The 21,229-nt window shown below is 69.5% G+C and carries 15 protein-coding genes; 7 read left to right on the top strand and 8 right to left on the bottom strand.

Features of this window, described 5'->3' with window-relative positions:
• Positions 1–369 precede the first annotated feature (369 nt).
• Positions 370–585: a 2TM domain-containing protein gene (locus Pth03_RS37535; RefSeq protein ID WP_203949258.1), complete on the bottom strand. Its 216-nt coding sequence runs from the start codon at positions 583–585 to the stop codon at positions 370–372.
• Between the two features lie 109 nt (positions 586–694).
• Here Pth03_RS37535 and Pth03_RS37530 point away from each other — a divergent pair, with 109 nt between their 5' ends.
• The 5 genes from Pth03_RS37530 (at position 695) to Pth03_RS37510 (ending at position 5,885) form a co-directional block, all read left to right on the top strand.
• Complete coding sequence (locus Pth03_RS37530) at positions 695–1,492, top strand: alpha/beta fold hydrolase (RefSeq protein WP_203949257.1); 798 nt, start codon at positions 695–697, stop codon at positions 1,490–1,492.
• Between the two features lie 2 nt (positions 1,493–1,494).
• A complete protein-coding gene (locus tag Pth03_RS37525) occupies positions 1,495–2,835 on the top strand; it encodes an MFS transporter (protein ID WP_203949256.1) in 1,341 nt (446 codons plus the stop codon).
• A 399-nt stretch (positions 2,836–3,234) separates the two neighbouring features.
• Entirely contained in the window at positions 3,235–3,807 is a 573-nt protein-coding gene (locus Pth03_RS37520) for a TetR family transcriptional regulator C-terminal domain-containing protein (RefSeq protein WP_203949255.1), read from the top strand.
• A 411-nt stretch (positions 3,808–4,218) separates the two neighbouring features.
• Positions 4,219–4,983 (top strand): phytanoyl-CoA dioxygenase family protein, encoded by a 765-nt coding sequence (locus Pth03_RS37515; protein ID WP_203949254.1) that lies wholly within the window; start codon positions 4,219–4,221, stop codon positions 4,981–4,983.
• Positions 4,980–5,885: an AraC family transcriptional regulator gene (locus tag Pth03_RS37510; protein ID WP_203949253.1), complete on the top strand. Its 906-nt coding sequence runs from the start codon at positions 4,980–4,982 to the stop codon at positions 5,883–5,885. Before Pth03_RS37515 ends, Pth03_RS37510 begins: the two co-directional genes overlap by 4 nt.
• Positions 5,886–6,129: 244 nt before the next feature.
• On the opposite strand, the gene Pth03_RS37505 is transcribed toward Pth03_RS37510, so the two are convergent.
• The 7 genes from Pth03_RS37505 to Pth03_RS37475 form a co-directional block, all read right to left on the bottom strand.
• Entirely contained in the window at positions 6,130–6,960 is an 831-nt protein-coding gene (locus Pth03_RS37505) for an alpha/beta fold hydrolase (protein WP_239119677.1), read from the bottom strand.
• 225 nt (positions 6,961–7,185) lie between these two features.
• Complete coding sequence (locus tag Pth03_RS37500; RefSeq protein WP_203949252.1) at positions 7,186–7,863, bottom strand: alpha/beta fold hydrolase; 678 nt, start codon at positions 7,861–7,863, stop codon at positions 7,186–7,188.
• 73 nt (positions 7,864–7,936) lie between these two features.
• Entirely contained in the window at positions 7,937–10,636 is a 2,700-nt protein-coding gene (locus Pth03_RS37495) for a helix-turn-helix transcriptional regulator (protein WP_203949251.1), read from the bottom strand.
• 295 nt (positions 10,637–10,931) lie between these two features.
• Entirely contained in the window at positions 10,932–13,709 is a 2,778-nt protein-coding gene (locus tag Pth03_RS37490; protein WP_203949250.1) for a helix-turn-helix transcriptional regulator, read from the bottom strand.
• A 130-nt stretch (positions 13,710–13,839) separates the two neighbouring features.
• Positions 13,840–15,390 (bottom strand): long-chain-fatty-acid--CoA ligase, encoded by a 1,551-nt coding sequence (locus tag Pth03_RS37485; protein WP_203949249.1) that lies wholly within the window; start codon positions 15,388–15,390, stop codon positions 13,840–13,842.
• A gap of 242 nt (positions 15,391–15,632) precedes the next feature.
• Complete coding sequence (locus Pth03_RS37480) at positions 15,633–16,688, bottom strand: methyltransferase (RefSeq protein ID WP_203949248.1); 1,056 nt, start codon at positions 16,686–16,688, stop codon at positions 15,633–15,635.
• Between the two features lie 133 nt (positions 16,689–16,821).
• Positions 16,822–17,745, bottom strand: a complete 924-nt coding sequence (locus Pth03_RS37475) for an NADP-dependent oxidoreductase (protein ID WP_203949247.1) — start codon at positions 17,743–17,745, stop codon at positions 16,822–16,824.
• Positions 17,746–18,295: 550 nt separating this feature from the next.
• On the opposite strand from Pth03_RS37475, the gene Pth03_RS37470 reads away from it, so the two are divergent.
• Positions 18,296–19,270: a GlxA family transcriptional regulator gene (locus tag Pth03_RS37470; protein ID WP_239119676.1), complete on the top strand. Its 975-nt coding sequence runs from the start codon at positions 18,296–18,298 to the stop codon at positions 19,268–19,270.
• 217 nt (positions 19,271–19,487) lie between these two features.
• Positions 19,488–21,017: a carboxylesterase/lipase family protein gene (locus Pth03_RS37465; RefSeq protein WP_239119675.1), complete on the top strand. Its 1,530-nt coding sequence runs from the start codon at positions 19,488–19,490 to the stop codon at positions 21,015–21,017.
• Positions 21,018–21,229: the final 212 nt, after the last annotated feature.

The raw sequence follows: 21,229 nt of genomic DNA, 5'->3' as shown, positions 1-21,229 counted from the left end.
GGGCGAGCGGCGCCCCTTCCCTCGCCGTCCGAGCCGCCCCCGAACGGGCCCGGACGTCGTCCGTCGAATGTGAGGCACACCTGTTCGCGCACCACGCTGAGCGACTGCTCGCCGACCTGACCGCTCAGCGGGTGTTGGGGCGACGGCGGTAGTAGACCAGCGCGGGCGGGAGGTCGGTCCACACCGTCCGGCTGACGACGACCTCGTCGAAGCGTGACCGCAGGGATCGCAGCAGCGCCCGCGCGGGTGGTGCCCAGGGGAACCGGTCCGGGGCACCGCCGTCGCCGCCATCGCCAGCGCCGGACCGCTCGGCGCGACCGCACCGACCGTCATGGGGGCGCGCACGAATTCGGCGAATAACGACACGGCTCAGTACTCGGTTCTGGATTTGGGCGGCGAGTAGACACCCCAGAAATGGAAGGCCAGCCCAATGCCCCAGAAGACGATCGACCACAGGGGCCAGAAAAAGTGGTCGGGGTCGTAGACCCACCACACGATGACCTGAGCCAGATTGCTCAGGACGTAGAAAAGCAGGTGGAACCGCAGGCCCCAGATCCGGGCGCTTTCGCTTTTCGCCGATTTCATGGCCGCAGGATAAATCGGCGTACTGGACGACGATTGAATCGCTCGTTCAGTGATCGTCAAGTGCCCAGGATTTACATTGACTGCAATTCGAGGTGAAAGGTGCAACATCATGACGACGACTCGCCGAGCCGTGCTGGTCGGATCCGCCGCGGTCGCGGCCGGCGCGCTGCTGGGAACGTCCGAGGCGCAGGCGCGTTCCCGGACGGGAGCCAAGCCCAAACCCACGGTGGTCCTCGTGCACGGCGCGTTCGCCGACGCCTCCGGCTGGAACGACGTCGCCGCCCAGCTCATCCGCGACGGCTATCAGGTCATCGCGCCCGCGAACCCGCTGCGCAGCGTGGCCACCGACTCGGCCTACCTGGCCAGTGTTCTCGCCACCCTCAGCGGCCCGATCGTCGTGGCCGCGCACTCCTACGGCGGGATCGTCGCCACGAACGCCGCGGCCGGCAACCCGAACGTGAAAGCACTGGTCTACGTGGCCGCGTTCGCCCCCGACGAGGGCGAATCGCTGCTGGAACTGCAGACCAGGTTCCCGGGCAGCAAGCTCAGCGAGGCGGCGCTGGACTTCCGCCCCTACGGTGAGGGCCTCGTCGACGGCTACATCAAGAAGGAGTTCTTCCACGACGTCTTCGCCGGCGACGTACCGAAATCGACCACCGACCTGATGCACGCCGGCCAGCGGCCCGCCGACGCCCGCACCCTCGGGGAGCCCTCCGGAGCCCCGGCGTGGAAGACCATTCCCTCCTACTACCTCGTCGCCAGGAACGACCAGGTGCTGCCCGCCGAGGCGCAGCGGTTCATGGCGCGGCGGGCCGGGTCGCAGGTGCGCGAGGTCGGTGCCTCGCACGTCGCGATGATCTCCCAACCCGCCGTGACCGCCGACCTCATCAAGCAAGCGGCCCGCTGACCATGTTCGTCCGAGCGTACGAAGGCCAGTGCGACGCCGAGGAGAAACGGCACACGTCCGCCGAGAAGCCCGTCGTCAACCCCAGGCTCGCTCTGTTCGCGCTGGCACTGGGCACCTTCGCGATCGGCACCGGCGAGTTCGGCAGCAACGGCATCATCCAGCTCTTCGCCGCCGACCTGGACGTGTCGATCCCGGTCGCCACGTATGCGATCACCGCCTACGCCTTCGGGGTGGTGATCGGTTCTCCGCTGATCACTCTGCTCGCCGCCCGGGTCAACCGGCGCACGCTGCTGCTCGGCCTGGTCGTGCTCTTCCTGGTGGGCAATGGGCTGTCCGCGCTGGCGCCGAACATCGTGCTGCTCGTCGTCTTCCGCTTCGTCGCAGGCAGCGTCCAGGGGGCGTTCTTCGGCGCAGGGGCCGTCGTCGCCGCGTACGTGTACGGGCCGGGCAAGGGTGGCAAGGCGTTCGCCACCGTGATGGGGGGACTCACCGTCGCCACCATCGCCGGGTCGCCGCTCGGCACCTTCATCGGCCAGCACGCCGGGTGGCGTGTCATGTACTGGACCGTGGTCGCCGTCGGCCTGCTGGCCGGCACCGCACTGGTCGCCTGGTTGCCCCGTACCGACGACCTGCACGGCAGCCCCGTCAGGAGCGAGCTGAACGGCCTGCGCCGGATCAACGTCTGGCTGATGGTCGCCGTCGCCTCGCTCGGCATCTCCAGCATCTTCGCCGTCTACACGTTCATCGGCCCCTTCGTCACCGACGCGGCGCGGTGGGACGCCGCGCTCATCCCCGTCGCCCTGGCCGTCTTCGGCTTCGGCATGGCGGTCGGCAACCACCTCGGCGGGCGCGTCGCGGACCGGTACGAGCACCGGGGCCTGATCTGGGGGTACGGCGGTGTCCTGGCGCTGTTGGTGCTGATAGGCGTGGCGGGCGGCGATCTGCTGGTCCTGCTGCCGTGCCTGTTCGGCGTCGGCGCGACCATGATGTTCGCGATCCCCACCATCCAGGTCAGGCTGACCGGCTTCGCGCCGGACGCCCCGACCTTGATGGGCGCGCTCAACCTGGCCGCCCTCAACCTGGCCAACTCCCTCGGCGCGATCGGCGGCGCGGTCACCCTGGAGGCCGGCTGGGGCACCTTGTCCACTGTCTGGGCCGGTTTCGTCTTCACGTCGGCGGGTTTGCTCCTGTACGTCGTAACCGTCGCCTGGCCGAAGCGCCACCGTCCGGCCCGGCGCGGACCGGGTCTCGACGACGAGCAGTTCCGCCGCCTTGCCGGATACGGCGAGGAGGAGCACGCCGAGGCCGGCCGGAACCTGTACGCCTCCGGCGACGACTCCTAATGCTTCTTTTTGCTCCGGACGGCGACGGCGGACATCGTCCGGGACGCGACGGCGATCGAGCCGGAACGCCTGATCTACCGCGGGGCGGCCCCGGAGACTTCCTCGGCGAGCTCAACCTTCTGACCGGACAGCAGGTCTACAACGAGGATCGGGCCCGCCGACCTGACGGTCGGCGGGCCCACCCGCGCTCTCCTCACTCCCCGCGCTGGTGGAAACTCCAGGATCCGGGAGCAAGAGACACTGCGGCCGAGTCCATCAGAGCCCACAGTGGAGTGCGTCGCCGCCTGTGAGCCGGCATCCGCGTGACACGAGCCGGAGAGGTCACCCGAGCCTGACCGGCCCGGCGTCGATGGGCAGGCGGACCAGGAGGTAGGGCTTGCGGCGTAGGTCCTGGCCGTTGTGGAAGAGCGCCTGCCGGTCGAATTGGTTGGCGATGGCGTACAGGTGCCGGTTGGAGGCGACGGACAGGGTGTCGACCCAGTGGAGGTCGTCGCTTTGGGCGATGGTCTGGTAGGTGCCGTTCGGGTTCCTGCGCCAGATGGAGTTGTGTTCCTGGCGGTCGAGGCCCTGCGCCGCTACGTCGACAACATCGGGCTCGAATCACTCGCCGGCCCGACCGTCGGCAGTCCTCGCGAGCGGATCGAGAAACACCTCGCGCACATCGTCGCTCTCGGGCTCGCGGTGTTCGCGGAGCGCGGATGCCTGATGGCCAATCTCGCCGGCGAGGTTCCCGCCCACAGCCCGGTCGTCGCGTCCGCCGTCGGCGCGTACCTCGACGACTGGGTGGCGAAGCTGGCGGCCCTGATCGACGAAGCGAAAGAGGCCGGCGAGTTGACGACCGGCATCTCGTCCAGAGACCTGGCCGAGCTCATCGTCGATGCCTTCGAGGGCGGCGCGGTAAAGGCCAAAGCTACGTCCTCGGTGGAACCCATACTTCGCTTTCAGCGCACGGTGGCCCAACTCCTGCACTGACCGCCTCGCGACCATCGCAACCACGCGCCCGGAGGCGCCGGCCGCCCGGGCGGCGCGGCCGGCTTTTGGCGTACGGCGAGGGCGGTCTCACGCCGCTGCCGCAGATCGCGGCGCGGCTTGATCAGTCCAGGGTGGACTGGGGTCTGACAGCAAGGCGTGTGAGCTCATCGTTCGGAACCCGTCACAGTTCGCCGCTGCTTCTCGCAGTTGGGTCTGCATCTGGTCGCACCTCGTCGGCCAGACTCTTGAGCGCAAGGCCAGGCCTGACGCCTCGGCAGGTCGGAGCAGCGCCGATCGCTTGTCCGTTTTGCGAACATCGCTGTCCGCTGTGAGCATGTCGCGGCGAGCACCGGCTTCCTAGTGTCGATGTCGACCACGAAGTGTCGATGTCGATCACGACTGGAGGACACGATGACCGTGACCACGATCGATCTGCGAACTCTCGCCGGCCACTACGCCGAGCACGGGTACGTTCTGGTGAAGGGCCTGCTGACCAGGGATGAGGCGGCGGCCTACCGCCGGGTCGCCCATGACCTGCTCGGGCAGCAGGACCAAGACGAGGACCCGACCTGGGGTTCGGCCGCTGCGCTCACGGCCGGTGCGCCGACGCGGCTGCAGCACCTGCATGACGCGCAGTTCTACGCGGCGGCGTTCTCCCGGTTGCTGGTGGACGAGCGGTTCACCTCCGTCGCCGCGGCCGTGCTGGGGGTGCCGAACGTACAGCTGCACCACACCAAACTGTTCGTGAAGCCGCCGGAGAACGGCTCGCCGTTCCCGCTGCACCAGGACCACCCGTTCTTCCCCCACACCCATCATCGGGTCGGCGCCGCGATATTCCACCTGGACGACGCGCCGGAGCACAAGGGCTGCGTCCGCGTCGTTCCGGGCAGCCACCTCCAGGGGCCGCGAGAGCACGACCCCGAGGATGGCCATCACCTCACCGACGTACCGTTCGAGGCCGCGACGCCACTGCCCGCGGAGGCGGGGGACGTGCTGTTCTTCTCCTACCTGACCGTTCACGGCTCGGGTGTGAACGTCAGCGACGAGGCCAGGACCACCTGGCTGGTGCAGTTCCGCGACCCGGCCGACCCACCGGCGATCCAGGCGCACGACTGGTCACTGGGACAGGGCATGATGCTGTCGGGAGTGGACCCGACGGGCAGGAGACAGGCTTGAGCTTGGCGGACGTGGCCGGTGCGGGTCGGCTGCCCGACCTCACCGGCCTGCTGGACACCTGCCAGGTCGGAGGGTTCAGGGCTGACTTCGTCAGCTGGGGGTTCTACACCAAGCCCGCCTGGCGCAACTACTGGCACCGGCACTCCTTCCACGAGGTTTGCCTGGCCTACACCGGTGCGGGCCGGTTCAGCGTCGGCGGGGAACACCATGACGTCGGCACCGGTGAGGTGTTCCTGGCCAGGCCGGGTGATGTGCACGAGATCGAGTCGAGCCGGGAGGACCCGCTCGGCATCGCTTTCTGGGGCTTCACCCTGCGGAGCGGCCGGGAGGCTCCGGGTCCGGACGAGCGTGGCTGGTGGTCCGGCCTCACCGACCCCGCCGGTCCTGTGGTGTCGCGCCGTACCGGCTCGCTGGCCGAGGTCGTCACCGCACTCGCCGGGTACGCCGACCCGGTGCGGTCCGGGTACGACGCCGGACTGGCCGGTCTCGGCGCCGCGCTGGTGGTGGACACCGCCAGGGCGTTCGCGAACGAGGACGACCTGCAGGTCGAGCCGCCTCCCAGGGACCGGCCGTCCCAGGTGGTGGCGGCGATGCGGCGGCACCTCGCCGACAACCTGTGCCGGCCGGTCAGGGTCAGGGATGTGGCCGCCACCGTCCACCTGTCCGAACGGCACGCCGAGCGGCTGTTTCGCGAGCAGACAGGCGCGTCCCTGATGGCGACCCTGCGCAGGATGCGGCTCGAGCTGGCCGCCGCCCTGCTGCTCGACGCGGGCCCCACGGTGACAGAGGTGGCCAGGGCGTGCGGGTACCCCGACGTCCGCGCCTTCAGCACGGCTTTCCGCCAGCTGCACGGACACTCACCGCTTGAGCACCGCGCCCGCAGCGGAACCCTGCACCTGTAGCGATCTCGCGACACGCCACCGCTGACCCAGGGCACACTCAGGGCACATGACACTGTGATCGCCGCGAAATGCCCAGAACCGCCGAGACGGCCGTTGCAGTTCATCCCGATGGTTCAGGGTTTCGTCGCAGGTCGCGGCGAGGCTCGATTACTTCAAGAGTCTCTCCCTCAGCGGTTCGGTGGGCGAGTCGTACCGAGCTGCTCCGGCGCCGGGGGTCCGATGCCGGCGCAGCCGGGTGAATGGGTCAGCTGGTGTGCTCGGCCGCGTCCTCGATCACATCGGCCACAGCTGCGGGGTGGCTGATCATGACGACGTGGGAGGCTCCCTTGACCTCCACGACGTGGGAGCGGGCGCGCTGGTACTCGAACCGCTCGAGCGCCGGGGGAATGGACTTGTCGGCGGTGGCGACGATGCCCCAGGACGGGATCGTGTGCCAGGCAGCGCCGGTGGTGACGTCGGTGAAGGAGGAGGCGCTGAACGGGCGCTGCTCGGCGGCCATCAGGCGGGTGACGCTCTGGGGGAGGTCGGCGGCGAAGACGTCGTGGAAGCGGTCGGGCCGCAGATAGAGGTCGGTGCCGGTGGTGCCGTCGGCGTTGGTGAAGGGCACCTCGTTCAGGGCGGCCTGGATCTCGCTGCCGGGATACTTCTGGATGAGGACGCCGAGCTGCTCACCCTTGTCGGGGACGAACGCGGCGACGTAGACCAGCGCCTTGACGTTGGGGTGTCCCACCGCGGCGTTGGTGATGACGGCTCCGCCGTACGAGTGGCCGGCGAGGATGACCGGGCCCTTGATGGAGTCGAGGAAGCTGGAGATGTAGGCCGCGTCCGTGGGCAGGCCGCGCAGCGGGTTGGCCGGGGCGACGACCGGATAGCCGTCCTTCTCCAGGCGCTTGATCACGCCGTTCCAGTTGGAGCCGTCGGCGAATCCGCCGTGCACCAGGACGACCGTCGGCTTGGGGGACGCCGGCGCTGTGGCGGCCGGGCCGGAGGCGGCGGAGGCGGTGGGCATGATGGCCGCGATGGCGGCGACGGCTGCCACGGCGGTCATCAGCGCGCGGCGGTGAATTCTGTTCATCGAAGTTGGTTCCTAGCTATAGGGAGGAGCGATCCGCTGGGTGCTGTGCGGGCGATCCAGTGCCTGCCGGCTCGGTCGCTCGGTGTGAGAAATCGCAGGAAAAGCGGTCTGCGGGGCGGGCGCCCCGGCGGGTGCCTCGGGTGGCGTCCGGTGCGGAAGCGCGCGCCCCGTTGAGGGCGTCGACGCGACGATCGCCCTTTGGTGCGAGGCCGATGACGGCCGTGATCAGGAGGCGGCGGCCTGGCGGATGAGGTCGGCGGCCGCGGCCGGCTGCGACAGGTAGACCGAGTGGCTGCCCGGCGTCTCCGCGACGGTCGCGCCGGCGCGCTGGGCCATCGCGTGCTGGGCGGGCGGCGGGATCATCCGGTCGTCGGTCGCCACCAGGTACCAGGTCGGCTTGGCGCGCCACGCGGGTTCGGTGACCGTGTCGCCGAGGGCGTCCACGCCCCACGGCACCTGCGAGTCGGCCATGAAGGCCGCCTGGTCGGCGGGCAGGTCCCCCGCGAACGACGCGTGGAACTTCTCCCGGTCGAGGAAGAGGAATCCGTTGACCGGGGGCAGGATCGGCGGGACGGGCGCGCCGGGCGGCGGGTCGGCGATGAGCGTGTTGACCGACTCGCCCTTGTCCGGGGCGAAGGCCGCGATGTAGGCCAGTGCGGCGACCTTGTCGTGTCTGCCGGCCTCGCTGATCACGACGCCCCCGTAGGAGTGGCCGACCAGGACGCAGGGGCCGTCCAGGGCGTCGACGACCTGGTGGGTGGCGGCGACGTCCCCGGCGAGGGACAGGGTCGGATGCTGCACGACTGACACGCGGAAGCCGTCGGCGACGAGCAGGTCGTACACGGCCTGCCAGCCGGAGCCGTCGACGAAGCCGCCGTGCACGAGCACGATGTTGCGGATCATGGCGCTCCTCTGTGAGGAAAGAAGGAGTGGAACGCATCTAACGGTAGGAATCGGACTTCTCTCCTCGCGTACGTCAAATGATGTAATCGCCCTCCCGCGCGGCCATGAGGCGGCTCAGTTCGCCGCGGGTGGTGATGCCGAGCTTGGGGAAGATGCGCGACAGGTGCGTGCTGACCGTGCGGGGCGAGACGAACAGCCGTTGGCCGATGTCGCGGTTGGTCAGCCCTTCGGCGATGAGTTGGGCGATCTGGAGCTCCTGGGCGGTGAGGCGGTCGCGGGTATCGTGCCTGCGGCGGATCCGTTCGCCGCTGGCGCGTAGTTCGCGCAGCGCGCGTTCGGCCCAGGGCACCGCGCCGAGGGCGTCGAACGTCTCGGCCGCCGCGCGTAGTGGGGCCCGGGCCTCGGTGGAACGGCGTTGGCGGCGTAGCCATGCGCCCCAGGCGTGGCGCAGTCGTGCCCGTTCGAACGGCCAGCCGACCAGGTCCTCACGCAGCGCCCGGGTGAACAGCTGCTCGGCGGTCTCGTCGGGGGCGGTGACGGCCCTGATGTAGGCGAGTGCCACGTGCCCGATCGGCGATCCGCTCTCCTCGATGATCGGGGCGAGCTCTTCGGCGACCGCGCGCAGCTCCTGTTGGCGTCCGCTGTGCAGGGCCGCTTCCGCCAGGTGTGGCAGTGCCCACAGTCGCATGTACTGGTTGTAGCTGATCTCGGTGGGGTCGAAGATCGGGCGCAGGGCGTCCCAGGCGGCGTCGAAGGTTCCGTCGGCCAGTTCGGCGGCTCCGCGCGCGAGTTGGACGAGGGCGAGCATGGGGTGCGCGCCGATCGACAGGAACGCTTGTCCGGCCTGTGCGGCGAGGTCGCGTGCGGTGGAGGTGTCGCCGCGCAGTGCGTGGATCTCGGCGGACACGGCGTCTGCGGTGAGCACCCACTGCGGCTGCCTTGTCTCCGTGGCCAGCGCCCTGGCCTCGGCGGCGGCGACGATCCCGAGCCGGGTGTCGGCGAGCCGTGCCGCCGCCGTGGCCTGCCCGACGAGCGACTGCGCGAGCGACCCGAACGGCCCCCGCGACCGCATCCCGGTGATCGCCTCCGCGTACAGCCGCGCGGCCAGTGGGAAAGTCCCGATCGCGCTCGCAGCCATGGCCAGCAGTTGCAGGTGGGGCGGGCTGACCCAGCTCGCCCGGCTCAGTGCGTCGAGCCGGGCCAGGGTCTGCCTGCCGCGTTCCACCGGAGCGATCAGCGCGATCGACGTGACGATCTGCGGGTCGTCTGGCGATACGGCCAGCCGTTCGATCGCGGCGAGCAGGGGCGCGCGTGCGTCCAGCGGGGGGTTGGAGAAGAACCAGCGCATGCTGACCATGGTCAGCCAGCTCAGCGCGAACGTTGAACCGTCGCGTGCGCGCATCTCATCGAGGAAGCCGGCGAGTTCGGACAACCGGTCCACGCCGGTCCACACGTAATGCACGGTGGTGCCGCGGAAGTAGGAGAGCCTGGACCGGTCGATCGGTGCGAGATCGGCATCCTCCGCGCGGCCGAAGAGGCGTTCCAGGGTGGCACGATCGCCGAGATCGAAGGCCATCACGGCGGCGTCGATCAGCCGTGCGCCCCGGCGGGCCGGGTCGGCGCTGAGGTATGCGGCGCGCTCCATCGCCTCCAGCGCGAACCCCGACGCGCCCCTGGCGTGGGCGCGCAGCGCGGCGGCGGCCAGCCCGGCTGCGATGTCGTCATCGTGGGACGTCGCGGCGGCCGCCCGGTGCCAGATCCTGCGGTCGTCCTCATCGGGCAGGGTGGCGGCGAGCGCGGCGTGCACATCGCGTAACAGGTCGGCCCCGGCCGCCTGGACGATCGCCGACCTGATCAATGGGTGCCGGAACCTGACGCGCACGGCGTCGGCCACGACCAGTCCCGTCCGGATCGCGGGGGTCAGCGCGGTCGTGTCGATCGGCGTGCCCGCCAGCAGGGACGCGGCCCGCGTGTTCTCCTCGATCGCGTCGTCCTCGTTCACGGCGGCGACGAGCGCCAAAGTCCTGGTGCCGGCGGGCAGCGCGGCGAGCGCCTGGGCGAACGCGCGCTCCAGCCGCTCGGTCAACGGCAGTCTGCTCGAGGCCAGCAACTCCTGGTCCTGCCGGGACGCCAGTGCGGCGAACTCCCTCAGCGCGAGCGGGTTGCCTACCGCCTCCGCCAGCACGCGGGCCCGCAGCGCGATGCCCAGGTCGGGCGCGATCCTCGCCAGCAGTTCGGCCGCCGCCTGGTCGGTCAGCGGCGGCACCGTCAGCGTGGGCAGCCCCGAGGAGCAGAGCCTGGCCTGGGCGTCGGCGTCGTCACGCGACGTCGCCAGCAGCACCACGGCGTCCGAACGCAGCCGGCGGCCGACGAACGCGAGAACCTCCCAGCTCGGTTCGTCCAGCCAGTGCGCGTCCTCGACGGCGAGCACCACGGGCGTGTCGCCCGCCAGCGCGGACAGCCGGTGCAGCACGGACATGGCGGTGTGCAGCGCCCCGCCGTCCAGGTCGCCGGGCGCGAGCCCGGCCCCCGCGAGCAGCCTGCGCAGACCCTCGTACGGGACCTGGACTTCGGCGGGCACGCCGGTCACGGTCAGCACGTGCGTGCCCCGCGCCTCGGCCTCGGCCGTGGCGGCTCCGAGCAGCGCCGACTTGCCGACGCCAGGCGCGCCGCTCAACACGAGCGCGCCGCCGTTCTCCTTCACGCCGTCCAGCAGTGAGAACAGGTCGCGCAGTTCGGCGTCTCGTCCCACCAGGTCACGGATGATGCTCACCTTCCACGTCCCGCGCGCCGCCCTGCCGTTTCGGCCGGGCCGGCCATCGATACGTCGACGAGCCGTTCGAGACCCATGCGCGCCGCGTGCCGGTGACGACGTGGTGGCTCCGCGCGATCGGGTGGGGTGGTGATGATCAGCTCCTTCGCCGGTGAGACACCTTGGGCATGGCACTCACGCTAGATCGCAGGACGAAAGGCTCGATTGAGTAATTTGACTTGGATTCGTCGTTGGCCCAGCGCGACATCGCACGGGCGGCCTCCGCCTACGGGCCTACCGTGCATCGGTGTCCGGGCTACCGACTGGAGGCCTGCTCTTCGCCGTCTCCTTTGGGCAGATCAACAGGAGCGGTCGTCAGCGCATCGGAAAGCGCGGCCCGGGAGGCGACACCGAGCTTCGGAAACAGCTGGTACAGGTGATTGGCGACGGTACGCGGAGACAGGAACAGCCGCTCGCCGATCTGCTTGTTGGTCAGTCCCGCGGCGGCGAGCACGGCGATCTCCTGCTGCTGGGGAGTGAGCGAGGCCATTCCCGCAGCGGCCTTGCCCTGTCCGATGGACAGGCCTGTTGCCCGCAGCTCAGCGCTTGCTCTGGCCGTCCAGGGCCGGGCATCCAGGCTGCGGAACGTGTCGACCGCGGCCGCCAGCTGTGTGCGGGCCTCGGCGGTGGCCTTGTCGCGGCGCAGGCGCTCACCATAGGTGAGCTGGAGGCGGGCCCGTTCGAACGGCCAGCGCTCCGCGTCGGTGGTGGCGAGTGCGGCCTCGAACAACCGGCTGTACTGCCCGTCGGGAGCGATCATCGCCGCCGAGGCGCCGGCGACCATCGCCAGTCGCGGCGAGATCAGGGCCAGCCCGGCACGGCCCACGGCGGCCGCATGAGCGGCCGCTTCGGCGTGGCGGCCGGTTCGCACGGCGGCCTCGACCAGGTCCGTGATGCTCCACAGCGCGTGCGGGACATGCGAGGCCAGCACACCCGCCGGGCTGATGGCGGCGGACTGGTGATAGGCATCCTCGAAATCCCCCCTGCCCAGCGCCACCAGCGCTCTGATCTGCCAGGCGTAGCACTGGAGCGCGCGTGCTCTTCGCGGTGTCGCCCAGCGGATCATCTGGTCGGCCAGCACCGTGGCGGTGTCCGCCTGCCCGCGCGCGGCGGCCAGCATCGCCCGAAGGTAGATCCCGGTCCAGGCCAACAGCCGGTAGCCGTGCTTGTCGCACAGCGTCAGGCCCTCGTCGACGACCTGCTCCATCTCCTCCCACTGACCCACGAGGAAGGCGTCGTTTCCCAGCAGGAACAGCGCCTCGATCGCCGAGGTGACGGCTCCGCCGTCGCGGCCGTGGCCGATAACCCGCCACAACCCTTCGCGGCACTGTCCCAACCGGTCGACGTAAGAGCCGGCGATGCCGATGCGGGAGATACGTGCTGGGATGACCTCCTGCTTCAGGCCCGCGATGGCGGCGTCCAGCCGATCAAGCACCGGCGGCGCCAGGCGAGCCGGATCCGAGAAGGTTTTGCCAAGGATGTCCAACAGCTCAGGAGGCCCTGGTCTGAGACGACGGATCGCAGCGTGGAAGGGTTCCCACAACTCGGCACGTCCGCCGAAATAGCACACCATGAGCAGGGTATAGAGCCCCTCGATGAGGGGTTTGTTGTGGGCGTCCCCGGGATCGGCCAGCATCTCGATCGCGCCGACCATCAGTCGATGCGCGCTGTCCACATCACCGTCGCCGTTGAGGAGCTGGTAGGCGCCGGCAACCGCGGTGGCCAGCGACTCGCCCCGCCGGTCCGCGCGGCGAGCCAACTCCAGCAGGTGCGGCGCATCGCGCAGGTCACCGTTCACGATCGCGCCGAGATAGGCGGCTTCCCCCAGCCGTCCGGCCCGGTCGATGTCGGCCGGGCTCATCTCGGCCGCGCGCAGGAGCAGAGTGATGGCACGGACGCTGTCACCGCGCCGCAGGTTCGCGTGTGCCACGGCCTGAAGCAGCGCGGCGACCCCCTCATCGGCGCCCACGGCCGCCTCAGCAAGGTGCCACGCCCTCCGTTCAGGCCGGTCGGCGAGCCGCTCGGCTAGCAGCCGGTGTGCCCGGCGGCGCTGCTCGCCCGTTGACAACTCCACCACCGCCGAGCCGATCAGCGGATGGCGAAAGACCAGTCTTCTGGCGCCTTGCTCGACCCGGACCAGCCGCGCCTGTTCCGCAGGGCCCAACACGTCCGTCTCTTGCGTCCTGGGCTCACTCGCGTGCAGGACGTTCAGATCGCCGGTGCCATCTAGAACGGCGAGCAGCAGCAGGTCATACGTCGCGGCGGGCAGATCTTTGATCCGTGAGGCGAACACCGCCTGCAGACGCCCGCTGAGCGGCAGAACCGGAGGCAGCGCGCTGCCCGAGACCCGTTGGACGCCGTCGAGCGCCACCGGCAACTCCAGCAGGGCCAGCGGGTTGCCCTGAGCATCGGCCAGCAGCCGCCGGTGAGTCCGCGGCGCCAGCGCGGGGAAGTGCGCTTTCAGCAAGGCTGTGGCGTCCGGCTCGGCCAGTGGCTGCAACTCATAGCCGGGCAGTCCGGTGTGTTCGAAGAAGCTCTCCTCGCCGGAGCGGGATGCCGCGAGCAGCGCGACTCGGCTGCCGGTGAGGCGGCGCGCCACAAAGCCCAGAACGACGGCGCTGGCCCGGTCCAGCCACGCGATGTCGTCGATGACCACCAACAGTGGACGAGGGACGGCGGCCTGGCGGAGGAGAGTCAGAGCCGCGTTCGCCACCAGGAGTTGACCTGGCGGTGCTCCTTCCCCCAGCCCCAAGGCGACGCTCAGTGCCCGCTCATGCACCGGACTCAAGTTCGGCAGGTCTGCGAAGAGCGGGTGGAGAATCTGGTGGAGGCCGGCGAAGCTCACCTCGGCCTCGAACTGCGAGCCGGAGGCGTGCAACACCCTGTGGCCGGCTGCCTGCGCGCGTGCTGTAGCGACCTCCAACAGCACGGACTTGCCGACCCCGGCTTCGCCCAACAGCACGAACGCGCCGCCCTGGACTTCGGTGTGGTCAACGAAGTCGCCGAGCCGGGCGAGATCACGTTCGCGTCCCATCAACGGCCCTGCTGGACCAGAGATCAGCGGATCGTTGCCTGAGGGAGGTTCCCCTCCAGCCATCGAACCCACGGATGTGACCTTACGCCCAGGCTCAGCGGGCGAGAGAAGGGCGAGCGAGGGCTTCGACTCAGCCCACGGTGCGGTCGGTGCCGGCCCAGTACGGCTCGCGCAGTTCTCTCTTGAGAACCTTGCCTGCCCCGGAGACGGGCAATGCGTCCAGGAACTCGCAAGATCGCGGCGCTTTGTAGTCGGCGATGTGGTTCTTGACGTGGGTCCTGATGTCCTCGGCGGTGGCGGTCGCGCCGGGGCGCAGGACGATGACGGCGTGCACTCGCTCTCCCCATTGCGCGTCCGGTACGCCGATGACGGCGCAGGAGGCCACCGCGGGATGCTGAGCGATGATGTTCTCAACCTCTGCGGAGTAGACGTTCTCGCCGCCGGTGATGATCATGTCTTTGATCCGGTCGATGATGTAGAGGTAGCCGTGCTCGTCGAGGTATCCGCAGTCGCCGGTGTGCATCCATCCCTCGCGCACCGTGGCTGCGCTTTCTTCGGGCCTGCCCCAGTAGCCGAGCATCACGTTGTCACCTCGGACCGTGACTTCGCCGACTGTGCCTGCCGGGGCGGGTCGACCGTCGGTGGTGACGACGCGAACCTCGCAGTGGGGTGCGGCTCGCCCTGCCGAGCGCAGCAGCTCGCCACCCGTCAGGTGCTCCCCCGCGGTGAGCAGTGTCGCCACCGGGGCCAGCTCAGTCATGCCGTACGCCTGGGTGAAGCCGGCTTCAGGGAACGCCTGCATGGCGCGGTTCAGCAGCACCTCGGAGATCGGGGCCGCGCCATAGGTGACGGTTCTCAGACTGGACACGTCGTGGTCTTTCAGCCGAGGGTGGTCGGCCAGCAGCCGGATCATCGTCGGGACTAGGAAGGTGGAGGTCGCACGATGCTCTTCCACGATGGCCAGAACGCGAACCGGGTCGAAGGCAGGCACCATGATGTGAGTGCCGCCGACCATGCTCTGCGCAATCCAGGAGGCCAGGCCGGCCAGGTGGAACAGGGGAGCGACGTGAAGGAAGCGCCCACCGGGATGTGCCAGGGCGCGCATCGAGAGGGTGCCGAGCGCTGAGGTGATCAGATTGGTGTGGCTGAGCATCACCCCTTTGGGCCGGCCGGTTGTGCCGCTGGTGTAGAACACTCCGGCGAGGGCGTCGCCACCTCGGCCTATATCCGGCACCGGTGGCGCCGCAGCGACGAGTTCCTCGTAGGAAAGCGTCTCGTCGGGGGTGGGACCGTCGCCGCAGTGGATCACGGTGGTCACCGTAGGAGCGGCGGCGCGCAGGGCCGGAACGTGGGCGGCGAAGGCGTCGTCCACTAGCAGCACGGCGGTCTGCGAGTCCCGAAGCGCGTAGCCGATCTCGGTGGGGGACCAACGGGTGTTGATCGGGGTCACCGCGGCGCCTCGCCACCACGTGGCCAGGAGGTATTCGTGGTAGCGGTCGGAATTGAGGGCCGCGATCGCGACTCGGTCGCCCTCGCTGACTCCCAGTTCGCGTAGCGCTCCGGCCAGGCGCGCGACGCGGGCGGCGATGTCGCGATGGGTTCGGATCCGGTCCCCGTTGATAGTGGCGGGCAGGTCGGGAGTCTGCTGCAGCGCGCGGTGCAGCGCCTGCGTCACGTACATGTGGTCCTCCTCCCTCAGATCGTTGCCGCTTGTCGGGCCTCACGTGTGATCTCGTGATCGCGGAGGCGAAGGCGCCGGGCTGTTCGATGTGTCCCAACAGCCAAGCAGCGTCGGCGGCAGATTGACTGATGGCCGCCCACCTGAACACGGGTCATTTGCGGGATGATCTTAGTCGAGCACCTGAGGTCCTAGCCCATCGCAACAGGTCAAGACAGCTGCGGCTGCGCCAGTACAGGACGGCGTCAGGCGGCCTCGAGTTCTATGATCCAAAGCGGTGAGCGAGTGGGCCGAGCAGAGACCCGACGCCATCCCCCGGCCGTGAACAGGGCGTCGTACTCGTGTAGGTGTCGTTCCCGGCCTCCGTCGGTGACGGACAGCATGTTCATGTCCGCCACAGCACCGAAGTCCGGCGTACCGACCTCGCCGAGCACGAGTTCGAAGACGACGGCACGCGCTCCGGGCCGGGCGGCGGCACGGCAGTTGCGAAGAAGGCGAACGCAGGCTTCGTCGTCCCAGTCATGCAGGATCCACTTCAGCAGGTACAGGTCCGCTGCGGGCACCTCTTTGAAGAAGTCGCCCTCCACCGCACCGAAGCGGTCTGAAAGGCCGAGTTCCTTGGCGGCACGGGTGGCCGCGCCGGTCACATGCGCCATGTCCAGGACGATGCCGTGCAGTGCGGGATTGGCCTGCATCAGCCCGAGCACGAGCCGGCCGTTGGCGCCGCCCACGTCGACGGCCGATGAGACACCCGAGATGTCGAGCATGCTCGCCGCCTCGGCGGCCACGATCTCGGACATGCTCGACCCGCTGGAGGCGAAGGCGTCACCCTCCTCCGGATGCTGGGAGAAGTAGGTGAACTGGTCCATGCCCAGTGCCTTGTATACCTGTGTTCTGCCCTCGCGTACGGCTTCGGGAAGGTGTGCCCAGCTCACCCAGGTCGAGTAGCCCGCCAGGTGGAGGGTGGTGTCGCGCAGTGAACCCGGGACCCCTTCACGAAGCAGTTCTCCCATCGGGGTGGTGGCGAACCTGCCGTCCCCTTCGTAGGCGAGCAGCCCGATCGACGCGCACGCCCGCATCAGGCGGTAGGTCGTGGCCGGATGGGTGGATGCCCGTTCGGCGACCTCATCGGCTGTACGTGCCCCGGCGGCGATGTGGTCGGTGATTGAGAGGGCCGCCGCCGTCCGGACGATCTGCGCAACCTGGTGGCCGGTGATCATCTGGAACAGCCTGCCGAAGTTGCGCTCCTGCTCAAGAGCCGCGTCCTCGTATCCTGGCGCTGCCTCGGGGGTTTGCTTCATGGTGCTCCGTACGTCATCTCACCGCTGCCGGGATTGGCATCGGCTTCTGTCCGTGTCACTGGCCACGGAACAGCTGATCTAAGGGGTGGGCTGCGAAATCGGGCGATTCACGCACTGATCACGAGCGTTGCGCTCACTGTTCGTCCTCGACCTGAATGATCGTCTTGCCGGGCGTGCGGCGGTGGCGGGCGAACGCGGAGGCTGTTTCGGAAAGCGGTCGAACGGCGCCGACGATGGGGTTGAGCCGTCCCGCCCGGAGGCGCTGGGCGAGGTCGGTCAGCCGGGCGCGGTCGGGTTCGACGACGAAGAAGATTGCTCGCCCGTCCTTGGGCTGCACGGTAGGTGGCATGGCGATGGTGACGAGGGTGCCGCCCGGGCGTACCAGTTCGGTCGATCGCTCGAGGATGTCGCCGCCGATGACGTCGAACACCACGTCCACCTCGCCGACGTGCCGCAAATCGCCGGCGTCCAGGTCGAGGAAGGTCTGCGCGCCGAGGCCGAGCGCGACATCACGGTCGTCGGCTCGGCCGGTGCCGATCACGCGGGCGCCCACCTCTCGCGCGAGTTGAACGGCGATCGAGCCTACGCCGCCCGCGGCGCCGTGGATGAGGACGGTCTGGCCGGTCGTGAGGTGGGCGTGGTCGAACAGTCCCTGCCATGCGGTCAGTCCGGAAATGGGCAGCGCGGCGGCCACGGTGTGGTCGATGTCGGCCGCGAGGGGGGCGAGGTTGCGAGCCTCCACCGCGGTGTATTCGGCCAGAGATCCGTTGCGGGTCCAGTCGGTCAGTCCGAACACCCGCTGGCCCACGGTGAGGCCGGTGGTTCCGTAGCCGAGCTCGACCACGACTCCGGACAACTCGTGCCCGGGGATGCTGGGTGTTCGGTCGCGGCCGGCGCGATCGGACCAGGTTCCCGGCCAGTCGAGCTCACCGGGGGTGAAGCCCGCTGCGTGCACGCGCACGATGACGTCGTTTTCTGCAGCGTGCGGGTAAGGCATGTCGGTCAGGGTGAGGCCGCCGACACCCGCGTCACGGTCTCGCACGATGATCGCTCGCATGCTCGAAATCCTTTTCCTGTGTGATGTCCGGTCAGCTCGGCCAGGGCGAGCCGAGGATGCGCTCGACCGTCGTCGTGCGCCGGAAGCCGGGAATGAAGTGTTCGAGCACGTCGGAGTTCACGGTGCCGTTCGTGGTTTCGGGGCGGTCCTTGAGCCCGTTGACGCAGGCTCGCAGAAAACCCCGCGATGACCTCTGGCATGACCTCTGACTTTCCGCGACGGGTGTCCGCTGTGGGGCCGTGTGTCCGACTTCCATGCTGCCTACCGATCGGTGTACGGCGCCGCCTTCGTCCGGCCAGGAATCACCTATATCCGGACCGGGCGAAATCGCAGCCGTGTGCTCCACCATGTCTGGCGCCCGCTGCCGGTTGGGCAACCCCGCCCAGGAGGGTCTCCGTGATCTCCGGTAACGGTGTGCTACCAAGGAACGGTGTCCATGCCTTCTTTGTCCCCTTCTGTGTCGCCTTCTGCGTCGCCGACCCGGCGGCGGTTCGTGCCGCCGGGGTCTGGCCGGTCACCGCGCGGATCCGGCTTCGGAGGGACCGCAGTGGTGAACCCTGCCCCCCATTGGGTTGCGATCCTCGTCTACGACGGAGTGACGTTGCTGGACGTCGCCGGTCCCGCGGAGGTGTTCAAGGAGGCGAACCGGTTCGGTGCCGACTATCGGATCGTGCTGCTGTCGCCGACGGGTGTGGACGTCACGTCGAACCTCGGGGTCCGGATGGCGGTCGACGGCGCCGTCTCCTCGGAGCCGGCTTTCGACACGTTTCTGGTGGCCGGGTCCGACCTGTATCCGCGCGCCTGTGTCCCCGGCGACCTGGCGGACGCCGCGCGGATACCGGCGGTCGCGGCCGGCCGGGTCGTGTCGATCTGTACCGGGGCGTTCATCCTGGCCGCCGCCGGCCTCCTCGACGGCAAGCGCGCGACCACGCACTGGAAGGTGGCGCATAAGCTCGCCGCCCGGTGTCCGACGTGCCGTGTCGAGCCCGATGCGATCTACGTTCGCGATGGCACCACGTACACGTCGGCAGGGGTGACGGCCGGTATCGATCTGGCGCTCGCTCTCGTCGAAGAGGACCACGGGCCGGACCTGGCGCGCGACGTCGCCCGCGCCTTGGTGGTGTACATGCAGCGTGCGGGCGGCCAGTCCCAGTTCTCGGCACCGCTGCAGGGACCGCCGCCCCGCTCGCCGGCTCTGCGTAAAGTCACCGACGTGGTGACGGCGGACCCCTCCGGGGATCACTCGCTCGGTGAACTCGCGAAACATCTCAATGTGAGCACCCGGCACCTGACCCGGATTTTCCGGGACGAGTTGTCCACGACACCGGCCCGTTACGTGGAGAACATCCGATTCGACATGGCCAGGGCGCTGCTCGACCAAGGACACACCGCGACGCAGGCCGCGATCCTTGCCGGGTTCCCCAGTTACGAAAGCATGCGACGGGTTTTCGCCAGGAATCTGTCGATCAGCCCCGCCGCCTACCAACGCCGGTTCAGCACGGCCCGCCGCCCCAACGCGGGTTAGGCGCACGCCGGGCAGCGCCGCCGCATCGATCAGCAATGACGTCGCTGGGCTGATGGCCGCCAACTCCCTGGATAGCCGAGCGAGGTCGTTTCCGGGACCCGTTCAAGATCAACTTAACGTGGGTTTCAGGCTCATGTGGGCTGCCCCTAAATGGTTTGCCCGCAGATCACGCGCGCTGGGATGCTCGGCCAAGCAGGAACGGAGAGGAAACCGCAACGTGGCCGTCACCGCATCCAGCAAGCCGTCCGAGTCCGAGCCGGAAGTCCGTACGGCGGCCGGCGTCCTCCGCGGCGGCCGGGAGGCGGGCCTGGCGGTCTTCCGCGGCATCCCGTTCGCCGAGCCGCCGGTCGGCGCCCTCCGTTTCGCCGCGCCGCAGCCGGTGCGCAGCTGGGAGGGCGTGCGCCCGGCGGTCGCATACGGCCCGCCGCCCCCGCAGTCCAGCCTGCTCGGAGCGTCCCAGGACACCGACGGCGACGACTGGCTGACGCTCAACGTTTGGACACCGGAACCGGATCCCGCGACAGGGCTCCCGGTGATGGTGTGGATCCCCGGCGGCGGTTACGCCATGGGCAACTCCAGCCTCCCGGAATACGACGCCGGGCACCTGGCCGGCAGCGGAGCCGTGGTCGTGACCCTCAACTACCGTCTCGGTATTGAGGGTTTCGCGCAGATCGACGGAGCCCCGGCCAACCGGGGACTGCTCGACCAGGTCGCGGCCTTGCGGTGGGTGCGCGACAACATTCGGGTGTTCGGCGGCGACCCGGACCGGGTCACGGTCTTCGGGCAGTCGGCGGGTGGCGGATCGGTCGCCGCGCTGCTCGCCATGCCGCGCGCCGCCGGACTCTTCCGCCGGGCGGTCGCGCAGAGCGTGCCGGGGACGTACTTCTCCCCGGAGCTGGCCGCCGACATCGCCGCCGCCTGCGCCGCCGATCTGGGGGTACGGCCCACGGTGTCCGGCCTGTCGGCAGTGCCCCCGGCCCGGCTACCCGCCGCGGGCGAGGCGATCTTCGCCAAGACGGTGCAATGGCGGGAGCGCTGGGGGCAGATCACACACCGGCCGATCCCGTTCGCACCGGTCGTCGACGGTGACGTCCTGCCGGCAACGCCTTGGCAGGCGCTGGCGGACGGCGCCGCCCGGGACGTCGGACTTCTCGTCGGGCACACTCGTGACGAGCACCGGTTGTTCAGCCTGATCGACGGCGTGCTCGGCCAGGTCACGCACGAGCAGACCGAGACCGCTCTGCACCTGCTCGCCCCCGGCCCGGACGGCGCACGCCGTTACCGGGAGGCATTCCCGGCCGCGACCGACGAGGAGCTGTACGAGCTGGTCAACGGGGACTGGCTGTTCCGCATGCCGAGCCTCCACCTCGCCGACGCGCAGATCGCCGGCGGCGGCCGGGCCCACCTCTATGAACTGACCTGGTCCGCCCCGGGATTGGGCGGTGGCCTCGGCGCCTGTCACGGCTTGGACGTGCCGCTCGTCTTCGGCAACCTGAGCAGCGGACAGCCCGCCGTGCTGATCGGCGACCCGCCCTCCCCGGTGGCGGAGGAGCTGTCCGCGCAGATCCGCAGGGCGTGGACGGCGTTCGCCGCTCACGGCGACCCGGGCTGGCCTCCGTACGACCCCGACCACCGCCTCGCACAGCTCTTCGACACGCCGTCGATGGTCACCGCCTACCCGGAAGAGACCTCGCGGCTGCTGTGGCAGGACCACACCTTCCCAGCGCTCCCTCTGCTCGCGCGGTAAAAGTGAGCGGATTGTTCGCGCCGGTACACAGGCACCTGATCGACTGGGACGCCCCGGTCGAGGCGTGGCACGGCGGCGCGCACACCACGTGCGAGATGACGCAGCCCATTCCTGCCGTCTTCCGGTGACATCCCAGGGTCTGAGGAACATTCGAACCGGATCGTGCGTCATAGCTACTTGGCGACTGGCCGTGCTACACCGAGACCCTGGCC

This window comes from Planotetraspora thailandica (genome assembly GCF_016863335.1).
GTDB lineage: Bacteria > Actinomycetota > Actinomycetes > Streptosporangiales > Streptosporangiaceae > Planotetraspora > Planotetraspora thailandica.
The sequence above is the reverse complement of the archived record's forward strand: the minus strand, read 5'-3'. Positions and strand labels throughout refer to the sequence as shown.

Bases quoted from the DNA above. Each gene is read 5' to 3' on its own strand.
- Pth03_RS37485 (WP_203949249.1), bottom strand. From the start codon at position 15,390: ATGTACGTGACGCAGGCGCTGCACCGCGCGCTGCAGCAGACTCCCGAC.
- Pth03_RS37475 (WP_203949247.1), bottom strand. From the start codon at position 17,745: ATGCGAGCGATCATCGTGCGAGACCGTGACGCGGGTGTCGGCGGCCTC.
- Pth03_RS37530 (WP_203949257.1), top strand. From the start codon at position 695: ATGACGACGACTCGCCGAGCCGTGCTGGTCGGATCCGCCGCGGTCGCG.
- Pth03_RS37535 (WP_203949258.1), bottom strand. From the start codon at position 585: ATGAAATCGGCGAAAAGCGAAAGCGCCCGGATCTGGGGCCTGCGGTTC.
- Pth03_RS37480 (WP_203949248.1), bottom strand. From the start codon at position 16,688: ATGAAGCAAACCCCCGAGGCAGCGCCAGGATACGAGGACGCGGCTCTT.
- Pth03_RS37515 (WP_203949254.1), top strand. From the start codon at position 4,219: ATGACCGTGACCACGATCGATCTGCGAACTCTCGCCGGCCACTACGCC.
- Pth03_RS37490 (WP_203949250.1), bottom strand. From the start codon at position 13,709: ATGGGACGCGAACGTGATCTCGCCCGGCTCGGCGACTTCGTTGACCAC.
- Pth03_RS37500 (WP_203949252.1), bottom strand. From the start codon at position 7,863: ATGATCCGCAACATCGTGCTCGTGCACGGCGGCTTCGTCGACGGCTCC.
- Pth03_RS37505 (WP_239119677.1), bottom strand. From the start codon at position 6,960: ATGAACAGAATTCACCGCCGCGCGCTGATGACCGCCGTGGCAGCCGTC.
- Pth03_RS37525 (WP_203949256.1), top strand. From the start codon at position 1,495: ATGTTCGTCCGAGCGTACGAAGGCCAGTGCGACGCCGAGGAGAAACGG.